Source organism: Nocardiopsis sp. NPDC006198, assembly GCF_040613895.1.
GTDB classification, from domain to species: domain Bacteria; phylum Actinomycetota; class Actinomycetes; order Streptosporangiales; family Streptosporangiaceae; genus Nocardiopsis; species Nocardiopsis tropica.
The window spans coordinates 104,283-119,335 of the sequence record NZ_JBEXSY010000013.1; the positions used below are offsets into that span (position 1 = coordinate 104,283).

Annotated in this window: 11 protein-coding genes; 8 read left to right on the plus strand and 3 right to left on the minus strand. The window is 74.2% G+C overall.

The features are described 5' to 3' along the window. Positions 1-11 precede the first annotated feature (11 nt). Positions 12-815: an LLM class flavin-dependent oxidoreductase gene (locus tag ABZ234_RS11965; protein WP_355011991.1), complete on the minus strand. Its 804-nt coding sequence runs from the start codon at positions 813-815 to the stop codon at positions 12-14. Further along, entirely contained in the window at positions 815-3,145 is a 2,331-nt protein-coding gene (locus ABZ234_RS11970; protein WP_355011992.1) for an excinuclease ABC subunit UvrA, read from the minus strand. Before ABZ234_RS11970 ends, ABZ234_RS11965 begins: the two co-directional genes overlap by 1 nt. A gap of 431 nt (positions 3,146-3,576) precedes the next feature. Here ABZ234_RS11970 and ABZ234_RS11975 point away from each other — a divergent pair, with 431 nt between their 5' ends. The 8 genes from ABZ234_RS11975 (at position 3,577) to ABZ234_RS12010 (ending at position 12,979) form a co-directional block, all read left to right on the plus strand. Beyond that, complete coding sequence (locus ABZ234_RS11975) at positions 3,577-4,305, plus strand: hypothetical protein (RefSeq protein ID WP_355011993.1); 729 nt, start codon at positions 3,577-3,579, stop codon at positions 4,303-4,305. 91 nt (positions 4,306-4,396) lie between these two features. Beyond that, positions 4,397-4,768 carry a hypothetical protein gene (locus ABZ234_RS11980; RefSeq protein WP_355011994.1) on the plus strand — a complete coding sequence of 124 codons (372 nt, stop codon included), beginning with the start codon at positions 4,397-4,399 and terminating at the stop codon, positions 4,766-4,768. A gap of 11 nt (positions 4,769-4,779) precedes the next feature. Continuing rightward, on the plus strand, positions 4,780-6,291 hold the full coding sequence (locus ABZ234_RS11985) for a hypothetical protein (RefSeq protein ID WP_355011995.1): 1,512 nt from the start codon (positions 4,780-4,782) through the stop codon (positions 6,289-6,291). A gap of 22 nt (positions 6,292-6,313) precedes the next feature. Further along, positions 6,314-7,129, plus strand: a complete 816-nt coding sequence (locus ABZ234_RS11990) for a PrgI family protein (protein WP_355011996.1) — start codon at positions 6,314-6,316, stop codon at positions 7,127-7,129. Beyond that, positions 7,126-8,838 (plus strand): conjugal transfer protein TraC, encoded by a 1,713-nt coding sequence (locus tag ABZ234_RS11995; protein ID WP_355011997.1) that lies wholly within the window; start codon positions 7,126-7,128, stop codon positions 8,836-8,838. Before ABZ234_RS11990 ends, ABZ234_RS11995 begins: the two co-directional genes overlap by 4 nt. Continuing rightward, complete coding sequence (locus ABZ234_RS12000) at positions 8,835-11,120, plus strand: type IV secretion system DNA-binding domain-containing protein (RefSeq protein ID WP_355011998.1); 2,286 nt, start codon at positions 8,835-8,837, stop codon at positions 11,118-11,120. Before ABZ234_RS11995 ends, ABZ234_RS12000 begins: the two co-directional genes overlap by 4 nt. Next, a complete protein-coding gene (locus ABZ234_RS12005) occupies positions 11,120-11,902 on the plus strand; it encodes a replication-relaxation family protein (RefSeq protein WP_355011999.1) in 783 nt (260 codons plus the stop codon). The genes ABZ234_RS12000 and ABZ234_RS12005 overlap by 1 nt, the downstream gene beginning before the upstream one ends. Positions 11,903-11,905: 3 nt before the next feature. Next, the gene (locus ABZ234_RS12010) at positions 11,906-12,979 is read left to right on the plus strand and encodes an NlpC/P60 family protein (protein WP_355012000.1); all 1,074 of its coding nucleotides are present in this window, start codon (positions 11,906-11,908) and stop codon (positions 12,977-12,979) included. Between the two features lie 470 nt (positions 12,980-13,449). Here the strand turns inward: ABZ234_RS12010 and ABZ234_RS12015 are convergent, their stop codons facing one another. Then, entirely contained in the window at positions 13,450-14,148 is a 699-nt protein-coding gene (locus tag ABZ234_RS12015) for a nuclease-related domain-containing protein (RefSeq protein WP_355012001.1), read from the minus strand. Positions 14,149-15,053 lie beyond the last annotated feature (905 nt).

Below are 15,053 nucleotides of genomic sequence, written 5' to 3' on the forward strand. Positions count from 1 at the left end.
GGAGGCGGGCGTCAGGCCGCTCCGCCGGGCGCGGCCCCCGCGACGACCTCCTCCACCTCGCGGCGCGCGGTCACCTCGGGGAACTGGTGCAGCCACCACGTCGCCCCGGCCTCCCGGTAGGGTTCCGGGTCCTCACCGGGCGGGCCTCCCGCGGCGACCTCGAAACCCTCCAGGCCGCCCCGGTGCTCCGCGACGACGGCCAGCATCTCGCGGAGCTCCTCCGGCGGGACCTCCGGGCACAGGCCGTCGAACCGGGCCGCGCGGCGCAGCGGGGCCTCCTTCGCGGACCGGGCCGCGACCCACACGCGGATGCCCGTCCGGCGTACCGGCGGCGGGAGGAAGCGCAGCCCGTCCACCCTGTAGTGCGGACCCTCGTGGTGGACCTCCTCGCCGCTCCAGAGCCGCCGCAGCAGGTCCAGGCCCTCGTCGAGCATCTTCGCCCTGTCACGTGCGGCGGTGACCTCCCCCAGGCGTCCCAGCTCACCGCCGTTGTCCCCGCCCAGGCCCACGCCGAGGACGAAGCGCCCACCGCTGAGCTGGTCGAGGGCGACCGACTGCCGTGCCACCACCTGCGGCCGGCGGCGGGAGAGCGGGGTGACCCGGGTGCCCAGGGTGATCCGCCCGGTGCGCGAGGCCATGGCGGCGAGCGCGATCCAGGGGTCGCAGACGGGCAGACCGGGGTTGAGCGGGCGTACCACGTGGTCCCACAGGAAGACGCCGTCGAGACCGGCCTCCTCGGCCAGGACGGCGAGATCGGCGAGCACGCCCGGGTGGGCGAGCTCCCCGAACGGCGGCAGGTAGAGCGCGCGGCGCATCAGAGCAGTCCCTTCAGATAGGCGCCGGTCCGGCTGTCCGGGGCGGCGGCGATCCTCGACGGATCCCCCTGGGCGACGATCCGGCCGCCCTCGGAGCCGCCGCCCGGGCCCAGGTCGATGACGTGGTCGGCGGTGGCCACGACCCGCATGTCGTGCTCGGCCGCCACGACGGTGGCACCGGCCCCGACCAGGTCGTGCAGGCGGCCCATCAGCACGTCGGTGTCGTACGGGTGGAGCCCGGTGGTGGGCTCGTCGAGCAGGTAGACGGAGTCGGCGACCCGGCGGCGCTGGAGCTCGGTGGCCAGTTTGATCCGCTGGGCCTCGCCGCCGGAGAGCTCGGTGGCCGGCTGGCCCAGGCGCAGGTAGCCCAGCCCGACCCCGGCCAGGGTCTGCAGCGACCGCCGCACCGACGGCTCCCCGGTGAAGAAGCCCTCCGCCTCCTCGACCGACATGGCCAGCACGTCCGCGACGGTGCGCCCCCGGTACCGCACCCGGAGGGTGTCCTCGTTGTAGCGGGACCCGCCGCAGGCCGGGCACGGGGCGTAGGCGGTGGGCAGGAACAGCAGCTCCACCGACACGAACCCCTCCCCCTCACAGGTCGGGCAGCGCCCGCCCACGACGTTGAAGGAGAACCGGCCCGGCCCGTAGCCCAGGGCCCGCGCCTCCTCGGTGGCGGCGAAGAGCTTGCGCACCGTGTCGAAGAGCCCGGTGTAGGTGGCCAGGTTGGAGCGCGGGGTCCGCCCGATCGGCTGCTGGCTGACCCACACCACCCGCCCGTGCCCGGCGGCGCGGTCCGCGACCGCCGCCAGCAGGGTGGACTTGCCCGAACCGGAGACCCCGGTGACGGCGGTGAACACCCCCAGGGGGACGTCGGCGTCCAGCTCCCTGAGGTTGTTGCGGGTGACCCCGCGCAGTTCCAGGTGTCCGCGGGGCGTGTGGGGGCGCCTCTCCGGCAGGGCGTCGTGGAACAGGTAGCGGCGGGTCACCGACTCGGGGACGTCGCGCAGCCCCGCCACCGGACCGCTGTAGAGGACCCTCCCGCCGCGCTCGCCCGCCTCCGGGCCCACGTCCACGATCCAGTCGGTCCCGTGCACGATGTCCAGGTCGTGCTCGACGAAGCACACGGTGTTGCCCCCGTCCCGCAGGCGCCGCAGGATCCCCGACAGCGCCTCGCAGTCGGCCGGGTGCAGGCCCGCCGAGGGCTCGTCCAGGACGTAGACCACGCCGAACAGGCCCGTGCCCAGCTGGGTGGCCAGCCGGATCCGCTGGAACTCGCCGGTGGACAGGGTCGGGGCCGGGCGGTCCACGCTCAGGTAGCCCAGGCCCAGCTCCTCCAGCACCTCGACCCGGCCGGTGATCTCCCCGGCCAGCGCCCCGGCGGCGCCGGCGTCCTCCCGCCAGGGGCGCAGCAGGGCGGCCAGCTCGGTCAGGGGCAGCCCCGCCACCTCGGTGATGGTGCGGCCCGCGAAGGTGACCCGCAGTGCCTCCCGGCGCAGCCGCCTCCCGCCGCACTCGGGACAGGTCCGGTCGACCATGAACCCCGCCGCCCGGCGGCGCCGCGCCTCGCTGGCCGAGGAGGCGTACGCCTTGAGCACCAGCCGCCGGGCGCTGCTGTACTCGCCCTGGTAGCTGCGGTGCACGCGGCCCGCCTCCCGGACCGGGTGGACGGTCACCACCGGCTGCTCCTCGGTGAACAGGATCCACTCGCGCTCCTCCCGGGGCAGCTCCCGCCAGGGTCGGTGGATGTCGTACCCGAGGGTGTCGAGGATGTCGCGCAGGTTCTTGCCCTGCCAGGCCCCCGGCCAGGAGGCGACGGCGCCGTCGGCGATGCTCAGCGAGGGGTCGGGCACCAGCGACTCCTCGGTGACCTCGTGCTCGACCCCCTCCCCGTGACAGACGGGGCAGGCCCCGGCCACGGTGTTGGGGGAGAAGGAGTCGGAGTCCAGGCGGTCCGCGCCGGGCGGGTAGGTCCCGGCGCGGGAGAACAACATGCGCAGCGTGTTGGAGACCGTGGTGAGGGTGCCCACGGTGGACCGGACCGACGGCGCGGTGCGCGGCTGGGCCAGGGCCACGGCCGGGGGCATGCCGGTGATGTCGTCCACCTCCGGGGCCGGGAGCTGCTGGAGCAGGCGCCGCGCGTACGGCGCCACGGACTCCAGGTACCGGTGCTGGGACTCGGCGTACAGCGTCCCGAAGGCCAGCGAGGACTTGCCCGACCCCGAGACGCCGGTGAAGGCCACCAGCGCGTCGCGGGGCAGCTCCGCGTCCACGTTCTTCAGGTTGTGGATGCGGGCTCCGCGCACCCGGATGCGGTCGTCGTGGTTTTCCATGGGACCAGGCTTACCCGGTCGCGGTCCCCGCCGGTTCCATGGACCGTCCGGGTACGGCAAACACCCCGGGTCCCGCACGCCCCGGGCCGGACGGGGCCGGCCAGGCGGGGGCGACCGTGACTCCCCGGGCCCGGGTTCCGGGAGACCCGGCCACGTTCTGCCCAACTCCGGTCGCCCCGGCCGCCGTCGGCGGGCGCGGTCCCGGCCGCCCCGCCCCCAGCCCCCGCACCGAGGCGGTTCCGGGGCCCGGCCGCCTCACCGCCGTACGGGCGCCCGACGCGGCTCTGTGCGCCCCCGGTCGGCCCCGTGTCAGCGGTCGGCCGGCCCGCTGTGCGCGCTGCGCGTGCGCCCGGCGGGACCGGTGCCGGCCCCGCGTGGGCGGCCCCTCCTTTCGTGGCCTGGTCCCGACCGCCCACCGAGGGAGACACACCATGTGGACCGGACCGCTGCACACCGCCGAACGCGAGTTCCTGCGTTCGGACCTGGACCCGCGAGAACTCGCCGCCCTGCTCGAACCGTTCACCGATCCGCGCCCCGCGACGCTGCTGGAGGTGCGCGAGGCCCTGCTCTCGGGCGCGGTCGCGCGCCAGGTGCGCGACGCCGTCTGGCGGCGGGTGATCACCGACGCCCGCCTGTCGGAGGAGTGGATGGTCGCCGCCATCGGCCTGGCCGTGCCCGGGTTGAAGGCGTGCGCGCGGCGGCTGTGCGAGGGCCTGGACGGCCGCGCGGCCGAGGACGTCCAGGGGGAGGTCCTGGCGGGTTTCATCGCCGCCGTCCACGAGATCGACACCGGCTGGTACCGGCTGCCGTGGATGCTGCGCTGCCGCGCCCAGCGGGCCGGCCTGCGGGCGCGCCGTGACGCCCTCGCCCACCCGGTGGCGGGGGCGGGGCCCGAGCGGGGCGCCCTCGCGCCCCGACCGCCGGGGAGCCCCGACCTGGTGCTCCGGGACGCCGTCCGCCAGGGCGTGCTCAGCGAGTCGGAGGTGTACGTCATCGGCCTCACCCGGCTGGAGGGCGTCCCGCTGGCCCGGTTGGCGAGAGAGCGGGGGACCGCGTACTGGAAGCTCGCCAAGCGGCGCTCCCGCGCCGAGAAGCGCCTGGCGGACGCGGTCCGCTCCGGCCGGGTCGCCGCCCGCTCGCCGGTCCCGGCGCCGGCCTGAGGGTCCGGACCGGGTAAAGGAACGCCTTTACCCGGTCCAATCCCGCCCCTCCACCGGCTTCTTTCCCAGTAGGCGAGCGGAAGGGGGCGGGATGGGGGATCCGCGCGGTACGAAACGGACGCGGCACCTGTCGGCGGCACGGACCTGCGTCCTCGCGGCGGGAGCGGCCCTGGCGCTCGTCGCCCTCGGCGGCGACCCGGCCGCGGCCGAGGTGGAGGCCTACACCGTCCACATCAACGAGGTCGTCCGGCGCCTGACCCGGGTGGGGCAGAGCATCGCCGTCTCCTTCGCCGTCCTGTTCACCGTGGTCGCCGGTCTGCGCTGGATCCTGGCGGGCGGCGAGCCGGGGGAGATCGACAAGTCCAAGCGCGCCTTCGCCGGCGCGGGCATGGGCTACCTCGTCGCCTTCTCCGGCGAGGTGATCCTCCTGGCCCTGGACTACGTCAACGGCTACGACTCGTGACGGGGGCGCCGGTGAGGCCGGGGGAGCCGGAGGAGCACGGGGACGCCGCCACGGAGGAGACCTACGCGGAGGTCTTCGACTGCGGCGCCCTCGAGGTCTCCTGCCACATCACCCAGTGGTTCCACGGGCTGGCCGTCGGTGTCCTGGACCCCCTGCTGGGCTGGGTCGCCGGAAAGCTGTTCGCGACTCCCGGGCCGACCGCGGGGGTGACCGCCGTGTGGGAGGGCGTGTCCGCCACGGCCAACGCCCTCTACCTGCTCCTCGTCCTCGCGGCCGGGTTCGTCCTCATGGCGCACCACAGCGTCCAGGCCCAGTACGGGGCCAGGGAGGTCCTGCCGCGCCTGGTGGTGGGGTTCGTCGCCTCCAACGCGTCGCTGAACGTGGTGGGCCTGGCGGCGGAGGCCTCCACCGCCGTCGCCCGGGCCGTCGGCGACGACGGCATCGACGCCGGCGCCGCCGCCCGCCACCTGAGCAGCAGGTCCACCCCCTTCCTCGCCGACGAGACCTCGGCGGTGGTGCTGTTCCTGCTGGTCCTCGTGGTCCTGCTCGTGCTGTGGGTGATCGTGGAGATCGTCCGCGTGGTCATCGTGATCCTGCTGATGGTCGGCGGCCCGCTCATGCTGATGTTCCACGGGCTGCCGCAGACCAACCGGGTCGCGCAGATGTGGTGGCGGACCCTGGCGGCGGTGTGCCTCGTCCCGGTCGCCCAGGCGATCGCGTTCGTGGCGCTGACCCGCGTCTTCTTCGAGGGCGACACCCGTGCGCTGTTCGGGGTCGTGCACATCGTGCGCGGCGAGGCCGACCTCTTCGACCTCTTCCTGCTCCTGGTGCTCGTCTACGTCCAGATCCGCATCCCCGTGTGGGCCTACAGGGCCGTGTGGTCCCCGCCGGCCGGAAGGTCTCCGGCGGCGGACGCCGCCAGGTCCCTGGCCTCGACCGCGGTCCTGGTCGGGGTCACGGCCGCCACCGGAGGGGGAGGGGTGCTCGCCGCCGCGGCCCGGAGCACGGGCGGCCGGACCGGCGCGCTCCTGCGGGCGGTCGAGCGCCGCCCGCGCGCCGAGGCGAGCGTCCCCGCCCTCCCCAGGCGCGTGCGCACCTGGCGCTTCGGCACCCCGGACTCCGGATCCTCCCCCGGCTCCGCGTCCTCCGCGCCGCACCGGCCGGCCGCCGCCCCCACCTCCCGGAGCGCACCGGGTCCCGCGCACGCCCCGCCACGGGGACGGGGAGGGCCTGCGGACGCGGCCGCGCACCGGAGGCACCGCAACGCCCCGGCCCCGCCGCCCGCAGGACCGCCGGACAGACGGGGAGGGACGCCCCGGGCCGTCCCGCGCCGCCCGGGCACACCGCCCGCGACCGGGGCCGACGCCTCCGCCATCCGGCCGGAGCCGCCACGGGACCGCGGCGCCGAGCCGCGGCGCGGGCGGACCCCTCCGGACCCCGGCGCCCGGCCGGCACGGCCCCGGGCCGAGCCCGGGCACCGCCGACCCGTTCCGCCCCGGCACCGGCCGCGGCGCAAAACCTGAACCGACACCGAAGGACGGCCCCATGGAGCAGGACGCCTCCACCTGGCGGGCACGCGTGCCCGCCGACATCGACCGCCCCGAACCCGTGCTGTGGAACCTCACCGCGCGCCAACTGCTGCTCATGGCCCCCGCGGCACTGGCCTCCTGGGCCGTGTTCTCCGCCGGATCCGGACACCTGCCGGCGTGGCTGCTGGGGACCGCGGCGGCCGTACTGCTCGGCCCCGCCTGGGCCCTGGCGTGCGGCCGCAGGGACGGCGTCGGCCTCGACCGCCTCGCCTGGTCGGCCCTGCGTTGGAGGACCGCCCCCCGCACGCGGCGGGCGGACGAGGCATTGCCCGCGGTCGGCGCCGACGGGGTGGTGGACCTGGGCGGCAGGTCCGCCGTCGTCCTCGCCTGCACCAGCGTCCCGCTCCACCTCCTCTCCGGGGAGGAGCAGGGCCGGGCCCTGGCCACGTTCGCCGCCCTGCTCGACTCCCTGGCCGAACCCGTCCAGATCCTCGTCCGGCGGCGCCCCACGGACCTGGCCCCGCACGCCCGGCGGCTGCGCCGCGACGTCCCGCGACTCCCTGCGGGGCTGCGCCGCGCGGCCCTGGCCCACGCCGCGTTCCTCGACGACCTGCAGGCCCGCCACGAACCCACCCGCCACAGCGTCCTGCTCGTCCTCACCTCCGACGGCGCCCCGGAGACGGCCGGGGAGGCGCTCCTGCGCCGAGCAGAGGACACCGCCTCCCACCTGGCGGCGCTCGACGTCCGGGCCCTGACCTGCGACGGACCCACCGCCGAACGGCTCATCCGGGAGTCCCTCCCCACCGCCGACACCGAGGGGGCCCACCGGTGACCGCACCCGAGATCCGCCTGCGCCCGCGCCGCCTGGACGCGGACGGCTGGTTCGCCCGGACGATGGTCGTCACCGGCTACCCGCACCAGGTGCGCGCCGGATGGGCCGACCCGCTCCTGTCCTTCCCCGGCAGGGTGGACGTGGCCTGCCACCTCACCCCGGTGCCCGGACCGCTCGCCGCCCGACGCCTGCGCCGGCGCCGCGCACGCCTGGAATCGGCGTGGCGCACCGACACCGCCCACGGGCGCCTGGAGGACCCCCAGCGCACCGCCGCGGCCGAGGACGCCGCGGACCTGGCCGAACGCGTGGCGCTGGGGGAGACGCGCCTGTTCCGGCTCGCCGTCTACGCCACCGTGCACGCGCCCACACCGGAAGAGCTGGACGCCGACGTGCGCCGCCTGGCGGCGCTGGCCGGATCGATCCTGGTCGACCTGTCGCCCGCCACCTACCGCGCCTGGGAGGGATGGCGCTCCACCCTGCCCCTGGGAACCGACACCCTGCGCACCGGGCGGACCGTGGACACCGAGGCCGTCGCGGCGCTGATGCCCTTCGCCGGGGCCGAACTCCCCACCGGCGCCGGGCGCACCGCCGTCGTCCACGGGGAGAACGCCCACTCCGGCGGGCTGGTGGTCTGGGACCGCTTCCACGGCGGCCTGGACAACGGCAACGCCGTCATCCTCGCCCGCAGCGGCGCCGGAAAGTCCTACCTCGCCAAACTCGAACTCCTGCGCTCCCTCTACACCGGTGTGCAGGCGAGCGTGATCGACCCCGCCGACGAGTACGGGCGCCTGGCCGAGGCCGTCGGCGGCGACCGCGTCCGGCTCGGGCTGCCCGGGGGCCGCCTCAACCCCTTCGACCTGCCCGCCGCCGAGGACCGGGCCCTCACCACCCGGGCCCTGTTCCTGCACACCCTGGTGACCGCCATGGTCGGCGCCCTGACCGCGGACGAGGGCGCCGTCCTCGACCGTGCCGTCCTGGACGCCTACGCCGGACGCGGCATCACCCCCGACCCCGCCACCTGGCACCGCACACCACCGGTCATGGCGGACCTGGGCGCGGCCCTGCGCGACCGGACCGGCCCGGCCGAGCAGGCCGGCGCCGCACGCACCCTGGCCTCCAGGCTCGGCCCCTTCACCCACGGCTCCCGCCGGGGCCTGTTCGACGGACCCACCACCGCCCGCCTCACGGGCCACCTCACCGTCGTCTCGCTGCGCCACCTGCCCGAGGAGCTCAAGACCGTCGGACTGCTCCTGATCCTGGACGCCCTGTGGCGCCGGGCCCGCGACCCCGCCGACCGCAGGCCCCGGCTCATCACCATCGACGAGGGCTGGACCCTGCTCCGCGACCCGGTCGGGGCCCGCTACCTGTTCGACCTCGCCAAGAACGCCCGCCGCCACTGGACCGGGCTCACGCTCGTCACCCAGGACGTCGCCGACCTGCTGGCCACCGACCTCGGCCGCGCCGTCGCCGCCAACGCCGCCACCCAGATCCTGCTCCGCCAGGCCCCGCAGAACCTCGACGCCGTGTGCGAGTCCTTCCACCTCTCCCGGGGAGAGCGCCGGATCGTCGCCACCGCCGAACGCGGCAGCGCCCTCCTGGCCGCCGGCCGCCACCGCGCCGTGTTCCGCGCCCTCGCCTCACCCGTCGAACACCGGCTGATCACCACCGACCCCGCCGAACTCGCGCACCTGGAAGGCGAAGACCGATGAGCGCACTGTTCCCGGCCACCGCTGCCGCCACCGCCGGAGCCGCCCTGCTGCTGTGGGCCGCCTCCGTCATCGCCCTGCGCCTCGCGCGCACCGCCTACCTCTCCCGAGGGGCCCACACCCTGGAGATCCACGCGCCGCCCCGGACCACCGTCGACCACGCCCTCGCCTTCTGGACCCACACCCTCGGACTCCTGCGCCCGCGCTGGACCCACCGACTCGTCCCACCCCACCTGGCCTGGGAGTACGTCGCCTCCGCCGACGGGGTGCGCATCCAGATCTGGGTCCCGGGCACCGTCGACGCCCACGCCCTCGCCCGCGCCGTGGCCGCCGACTGGCCCGGCGCCACCACCCGCCTGCGCCGCGCCACCGCCGCCGTCCCGCGGGGCGAGCACGTCACCGGGAGCTGGCAGCGGTTGGCCCGCGGCGATCAGTACCCGCTCCGCACCGGTTTCACCGACGACCCCCTGCGCAACCTGTTCGGCGAACTCTCCGACCTCACCCCGGGCCAGCACGCCGTGGTCCGCGTCTGCGCCCGCCCCGCCGGACCGCGCCGGGCGGCCGGCGCCCGCACCGCAGCCGCACGCCTGCGCGGCCTCGGCGCCCCGCTCCTGGCGACCGGCACGCCGTTCCGCGGCGGCGGCCGTACCACCCTGTACCCCGGGACCGCCGACGACGTGCGCGCCATCCTCACCAAGGCCGCCTCACCCCGACTGGCCTGCCAGGTCATTGTCCTGACCAGCACCGAGCACCCCGGCCGCCCGGCGGCCGGACGCCTGCGCGCCCGGGCCAAGGGCATCACCGCCTTCCTGTCCGCCTACACCTCCGGCCTCAACGGGTTCCGCCGCCAGTGGACCCCCTTCCCCGGCCTGTGGACGGGCCGCCGCCACCTGGCCCGCGGCTCCCTGCTCAGCACAGCCGAACTCGCCGCCATCGCCCACCTGCCCACCGACGCAGCCGTCCCCGGACTCACCCGTGCGGGCGCCCGCCGCGTCGCCCCCGACCCGCGGGTGCCCCGCGCCGGCCGCGTCCTGGGCGAGGCCGACGCCGGTCCCCGCCGCCCCGTCGCCACGGGGATCGCGGAGGCCCGCCAGCACACCCACGTCATCGGCAAGACCGGCTCCGGCAAGTCCACGCTCCTGGCGCGCATGGTCCTCCAGGACGCCGAGGCCGGACGCAGCGCCCTGCTCCTCGACCCGCGCGGCGACCTCGTCCTGGACGTCCTCGACCGCCTGCCCAGACGCTCCGTCGACGCCACCGTGCTGTTCGACCCGGCCGACCCGACGCCGCCGCCCCGGCTCAACGTCCTGCGCCTCGGCACCCCCGAGCACGCCGCCGACACCCTCACCGGCATCTTCCGCAGGATCCACGCCTCCTCCTGGGGGCCGCGCACCGAGGACATCCTCAGGGCCACCTCCCTGACCCTCGCCCGGGCCCAGGACCCCGGCCTGACCATCGGGCACATCCCGCGCCTCCTGGCCGACGACGCCTTCCGGGCGGGAGTCCTCACCGGACAGCGCCCCGATACCGCGCTCGACGACTTCTGGCACTGGTACGCGCTCCAGTCGCCGCAGATGCGCGCCGCCGCCACCGACCCGCTCCTGAACAAGCTCCGCGCGATCCTGCTCCGACCCTGGGCCGCGTCCGTCCTGGCCTCCGGGGCCTCCACGGTCGACCTGCCCCACCTGCTCGACCACGGCGGCCTGATCCTCATGCGCCTGCCCAAGGGCCGCCTGGGCGAGGACACCGCGTCGCTCGTCGGCACCCTGGTCCTGGCCGCCGCCTGGAACGCCGTCACCGCCCGCGCCACCACGCCCGAGCACCGGCGCCCGGACACCTGCCTCTACCTGGACGAGGCCGCGAACTTCCTGCGCCTGCCCGGCTCGGTCGCCGACATGCTCGCCGAGGCCCGCGGCTACCGCACCGCCATGGTCATCGCCCACCAGGAACTCGGCCAGCTCCCGCCCGCCACCCGCGCCGCCGTGGCCGCGAACTGCCGCACCAAGGTCTTCTTCACCACCTCACCGGACGACGCCGCCACGCTCGCCCAGCACACGCTCCCGCACCTGAACGCCCACGACCTCTCCCACCTGGGGCCCCACCAGGCCGCCGTGCGCACCCTGCACGGCGCCGCCGAACTGCCCGCGTCCACCATGCGCACCGAGCCCCTGCCCGAACCCGTCAACGGCCGCGCACGCCAGGTCCGCAAGGCCGCCCGCCGCTTCGCCCCGCAGCCCGAACGCACCCGACGTACCGACCCGCGCCGACAGGAGCACCACCGCTGATGGCCACCATCCGACTCACCGAGCGCGACCTGCGCATCCTGGACACCCTGCACCTCCACCGCGTCCTGACCACCCCGCAGATCGGCGAACTGTTCTTCTCCGGCACTGCCTCGCGCGCGGCACAGCGCCGCCTGCTCGGATTCGCCGAGAACGACCTCGCCGACCGCTTCACACCCCGCCACCACGGCTGGAACGCGCCCCACCACTGGACACTCGGACCCGAGGGTGCCCGGATCGTCGCCACCCGGCTCGGCCTCACCCCGAAGCAGATCGGCTACCGGCCCGACACCCACCTGCGCCTGCGCGCCTCCACCCGGCTCGGCCACGCCACCGGCCTGGCCCAGACCTACGTGCGCTTCGCCACCACCGCCCGCGCCACACCCGGCGCCACGCTCCAGCGCTGGTGGTCCGAGGCCCGCTGCCGCACCGCCTGGGGGCACCGCGTCTGCCCCGACGGCTACCTGCGCTGGCGCCAGGACGGAACCACCCTGGACGCCTTCGTCGAGTACGACACCGGCACCGAGCCGCTGGTCCGCCTCACCGAGAAGATCAGCCGCTACCGCGACCTCGCCGTGGAGACACGGCTGGCCACCCCGGTCCTGTTCGTCGTCCCCGGCCCCAGGCGCCTGACCAGCCTGTGCCGCGTCCTGGACGGCGGCCCCCAGGTACCGGTCCACGTGACCACGCACGCCCGGCTCGCCTACCCCGGCCCCACCCGCCCCGTCTGGCGCAGGGCGGGCGACCCCGACTGCGGTGTCCGCCCGCTCGTCGACCTCGCCTGACCGGTGCTCAAACCGGTCGTCGGGGCCGCCGCCCTCGTCATGGTGCTGGTCGCGGTGCTCGGCGCGGTCGGTACGGGGAGCGGCGAGCGCGAACGCGTCGAGGACGCGCGGGCGCGGGCGGGGGAGGCGCCGGGGATACCCGCGGTCCTCCTCGACGCCTACCGGCGCGCAGCCCGCGGCCTGGAGCAACGTCACCCGGGCTGCACGGGGATGAGCTGGACGGTCCTGGCGGGCATCGGCCGGGAGGAGTCCGACCACGCCGCCGGCCACACCATCGCGCCCGACGGGGACACCGACCCGCCCGTCGTCGGACCGAGGCTTGACGGCACCGGAGCGGGTGGCAACCGGACCGCCCACACGGACAGTGACAAGGGACGTTGGGACGGTGACACGGAGTACGACGCCGCGGTGGGGGTAACCCAGTTACTGCCGGCGTGGTGGGCCGAGCACGGAGTGGACGGCGACGGGGACGGCGAGGCCGACCCGCACAACGTCTACGACGCCACCGCCTCCACCGCCGCGGAACTGTGCACCGGCCACCCCCTGGCGACGGTGGACTTCACCCACGAGGAACAGCTCACCGACGCGCTCTCGCGCTACAACCCCTGGGACACCTACGTTGAGAACGTCCTGGCCAACATCGCCGAGTACGAGGAGTTCGACACCGCCGCGAACGGAGGGCACGCCGTGAGCGGATCCGGCGGCGAGAAGGGCCGGACCGCCGCCGCATGGGCCCTGGAACAGGTCGGCAAGCCCTACGTGTGGGGTGGGACGGGCCCCGACGGGTTCGACTGCTCGGGCCTGGTCATGAAGGCCTGGCAGGCCGCCGGGGTGCGGATCCCGCGCGTGACCACCGACCAGGCCGACGCCGGGAAGGCGGTCGCCCTCGACTCCCTCGCCCCCGGCGACCTGCTCTTCTACGACACCGGCAGCGGCCCCGCCCCCTCCCACGTGACCATCTACGCCGGCGACGGCACGATGGTCAACGCCGCCCGCTCGGGGACGAACATCCGCGTCGAGCCCGTCGAGGGGCCGTACTACTCCGCCCGCTTCATGTCCGCGACCCGCCCCGGGTAGGGGAGGGGGAGGGAGGCGGGGAACCCGGGAGCCGGTGACCTCTGCCGTGTCGAGGTGGCTTCCGTGTCGCGACGTTGCCTCGGTCAGCGGGCAGGGTGATCGGGATGGAGCCCTTCTGCCGATCATTCCGGTCGCAAAGAGCGACAGGGTTGACTTTTGGAGAAACGAGGTTCCTCCCCATATCGGCACCCGTCCCGAGAGTAGGACCTAAGCTTGAACAGTTGTCCGCGTCGAAGCCGTCTCGTAAAAAACTACCCCAATGGTTCTTTGTGACGAGCTTTTGGGGCAGGAAAAGAAGTGCGGGATACTCCCTCGGTGGTGACTTCGGTGAGTCCGAGTAAAACGCTCATCGCTTGCGGGGCCTGCGGGTCGCATATGGTCGGCCCTGAACAAGCGTCAGAGGAAACGGTTTCGAAAATTGCCGACCCAGGCGTACCACTGGCTCGATAAGGAGGTGGAGTTCGCCGTTTTCAAGGAGTCTTGCCTGTGGGGCACGCTGCCTCTTGGCCGTGATCTGGCTTCCCCCCTCCGGAGGAACGCTCGTGCGAGCTGAGGTGCTCTGAGAGCCAGGCGACGTGCTCGGGTGCGGTCACCGACTGCGAAGCGGAAAAATGGTCGTCGAAGAAACCGTCAGTCAGTGCCCGCAGTGGAAGCACCAGCCCGCCCTTCCGGACACAGGCTGCTTGCTGGACGGTGGGGTGCAGCAGCGTGGTGTCGGGCACGATCCAGACGGCCTGCCCCTTGATCCCGTCGGTGAGCCGGTACAGCAGTCCCGCACTCGCATAGGAGCGCCTGCTGTCGAGCCACTCCTGGGCTACAGTGGTGCCGTCTTCCTTGACCAGGACTCCCTTGCCCCGCTGATCCAGCCCGAGGGTCCCGGAACCACATCCCTTGGAGTCCACGATCAGCCAAGCGTTCCCGCTGAGCACGACGTGGTCAATGTTGGTGCTGCCCAGATCTAGGGGATCCGGTCCTACCCCGGTCTCCTTGTCGAACCCGGTTAGGTCGTGGAACAGGTGAAAGTGGCCGGGGCGTTCGCTCAGCCATAGCTCCAGAGCCTGGGCCACCCGCTTTTCGTGGAAGGCGCCCCTGCGCGCGCTGGATCCGTAACGTTCGCTCCCTGACCTGGTCAGACTCCAACCAGGGGTACCGTACACGGTCACGCTCATCGGTCATCGCCTCGCTTCTCACCCTGGGTGTGTATTCGACGCTACTGGGGGACAGGGCCAACGTGGGTGGAATCGGGTGACGCAGCGACTTCCCAGAGTGGGAAGGCCAGCAGGACGCAGATGAGAATATATCCCCCATGTCCCCTCTTCCTCATGACCCGATCCTGGTACCGAACGACTCCCTGTACATCCCCGTGATCGTGCGTGATGCCCCTGACAGAAGGCGATACGCGCAGTGGAGCACGGCGACAGCGCCCTGGCCCGCTTCGGGCACGATCCCGAGAACCGGGGAATACCTGGTGGAGACGACATGGCGGGACATCCTTCACGCGGCCATGGCAGTCGGACGTGATCTGACCCCGTGGTTGGTCAATCGGCCGCATCGGGCCGTTCACGAACTACTGGCCAGGACCACACCACTCACCGCCTACCTGAGGAGGGAACACGACCCGAACCTTCCCAAGGCACGCCCGCGATTGGTGCCCAGCATCGCCTACAGCCAGGGTGCTGAGCGCAGTGCTCAGGGTGCTTTCGCCTATCGGTTAGGGATGACCATGACCGAGTGGGCCTGCCGCGGCCTCATGGGACTCGGACCGACCAGGCACGCAGAGTCCGCTAAACCGCCCGGGGCGACGAATGCCTGGTTCGCTGTGGGCAGCCTCCCGGACCTCTTCGGCATCCACCCGGTGGATCAGCGCCTGTGGCTCGTGGAAGCCAAAGCCGCCCGACGGATCGGCTTGCCGCAGTTGCGGAAGGGGCGAGACCAACTCCTGGCCGGAAGCACACTGGTCAAGGACGTACCCCACCGGCTTGTTCTGTGCGGGGCCAGCGTCGAGGAAGAGGTGTTCATGACCGTGGACGACATCGCCACCGGTGGCCCTGGTAGTTGGCCTGCCCCTGACCCC

Coding starts and splice junctions, on each gene's coding strand:
- ABZ234_RS12005 (WP_355011999.1), top strand. CDS start 11,120: ATGGCCACCATCCGACTCACCGAGCGCGACCTGCGCATCCTGGACACC.
- ABZ234_RS11980 (WP_355011994.1), top strand. CDS start 4,397: ATGGGGGATCCGCGCGGTACGAAACGGACGCGGCACCTGTCGGCGGCA.
- ABZ234_RS11965 (WP_355011991.1), bottom strand. CDS start 815: ATGCGCCGCGCGCTCTACCTGCCGCCGTTCGGGGAGCTCGCCCACCCG.
- ABZ234_RS11975 (WP_355011993.1), top strand. CDS start 3,577: ATGTGGACCGGACCGCTGCACACCGCCGAACGCGAGTTCCTGCGTTCG.
- ABZ234_RS11990 (WP_355011996.1), top strand. CDS start 6,314: ATGGAGCAGGACGCCTCCACCTGGCGGGCACGCGTGCCCGCCGACATC.
- ABZ234_RS11970 (WP_355011992.1), bottom strand. CDS start 3,145: ATGGAAAACCACGACGACCGCATCCGGGTGCGCGGAGCCCGCATCCAC.
- ABZ234_RS12000 (WP_355011998.1), top strand. CDS start 8,835: ATGAGCGCACTGTTCCCGGCCACCGCTGCCGCCACCGCCGGAGCCGCC.
- ABZ234_RS12015 (WP_355012001.1), bottom strand. CDS start 14,148: ATGAGCGTGACCGTGTACGGTACCCCTGGTTGGAGTCTGACCAGGTCA.